At 59.3% G+C, this 1,031-nt stretch carries 3 protein-coding genes; 2 read left to right on the plus strand and 1 reads right to left on the minus strand.

Annotated elements, in window-relative coordinates; all coding sequences use genetic code 11:
- Positions 1–48: 48 nt before the first annotated feature.
- On the minus strand, positions 49–237 hold the full coding sequence (locus ACXJ7R_RS34080; protein WP_457155629.1) for a ribosome modulation factor: 189 nt from the start codon (positions 235–237) through the stop codon (positions 49–51).
- A 33-nt stretch (positions 238–270) separates the two neighbouring features.
- On the opposite strand from ACXJ7R_RS34080, the gene ACXJ7R_RS34085 reads away from it, so the two are divergent.
- Together ACXJ7R_RS34085 and ACXJ7R_RS34090 are read left to right on the plus strand one after the other, a co-directional pair.
- Positions 271–441, plus strand: coding sequence for a hypothetical protein (locus ACXJ7R_RS34085; RefSeq protein WP_457155630.1), 171 nt, complete (start codon positions 271–273; stop codon positions 439–441).
- A gap of 198 nt (positions 442–639) precedes the next feature.
- Positions 640–792: a hypothetical protein gene (locus ACXJ7R_RS34090; RefSeq protein WP_457155631.1), complete on the plus strand. Its 153-nt coding sequence runs from the start codon at positions 640–642 to the stop codon at positions 790–792.
- Positions 793–1,031: the final 239 nt, after the last annotated feature.

Consider the following 1,031-nt stretch of genomic DNA (forward strand, 5'->3'; position numbering starts at 1 on the left):
ATGCGCATGACGGCATTGCCGATCGCATCGGCGGGGCGCTTCTGGCCTTTAGGTCCGGTTGGCATGTTGTTCCTTGTCTATCTCGGCGGCATCAACCCAGCCGCGTCGCCATGCCTTGCCCGCTTCTGTTCGCGCTGGGTAGGGGCAGTTGGCGAGATCGATCCCAGCACAATACGCGTCAACGCCTTCCGTCTCTGCGGCGTCGATTGTTGGGAAGGGTATCAGTTCCGGTTCCATGCTTTCCGCTAAGCTATAGGAGGCCGGGCCGATATGGGAAATGCATATTGCATCCCGTCAAATTTCAAACTGAGACTCTTCCGAGAAGCGCATTGGCGGACGGTGCTCACCACCAAGGACAAGGCCAAGGCGCTAGCCTGGGCAAGGGAGATCGGCGACAAGGTGCGGATCGAGGAGATCACGCCGAGGCCGAAGAGGCGCTAGCGCAATAGCATGCCTTCCGGATYATTGGACTGTCGGCTTCGGTATGAACTTGGGCGATTGTAGATCGTGGCCCAACWTTGTTGCCTGAGCGGGTCTARGKATGAYCGGGACAACATCRCCTTCGGTCGGRAACAGTAGTAGAACGACGCCTCCGACTGCTTCACTCATGGCYACCTCCCACTTGTCGATGGCAATTGCTTGCTTCTCGCTGTTGATCTCGGCTGCCATTGCATAGCCCCCTATCTTTATTTCCCCGAGGGCAGCATCGCGCAACCTGCGCGCGAAGGCAAGCTTTGCCACCGCAAGGGCGTACTTGACGATTTCAGCAGGATGAAGAAGGCCGGCGCCTAGGGGGAGGTTGCCTGAAGGCGCCGGCCAAGCGGAAAAAGTCCGCCGCGGTGTGAGGGTAGCTGAGTCTTGACGCAACGTCATGCCTGTAAGATCAAAGGCCCGCTGCCTGCGGACGAGCGGGCAGCGGGTACGGCCCCCAACGCTGGGCAGCACCATCCCATGAAAGATGACCGCCTAGGCGGCTATCTGGCCTTTTCCTTGCGGACTATGGAAGCTTCGGCTCGTGAGCTTCCCGGATG

This window comes from Mesorhizobium sp. P5_C1 (genome assembly GCF_054049815.1).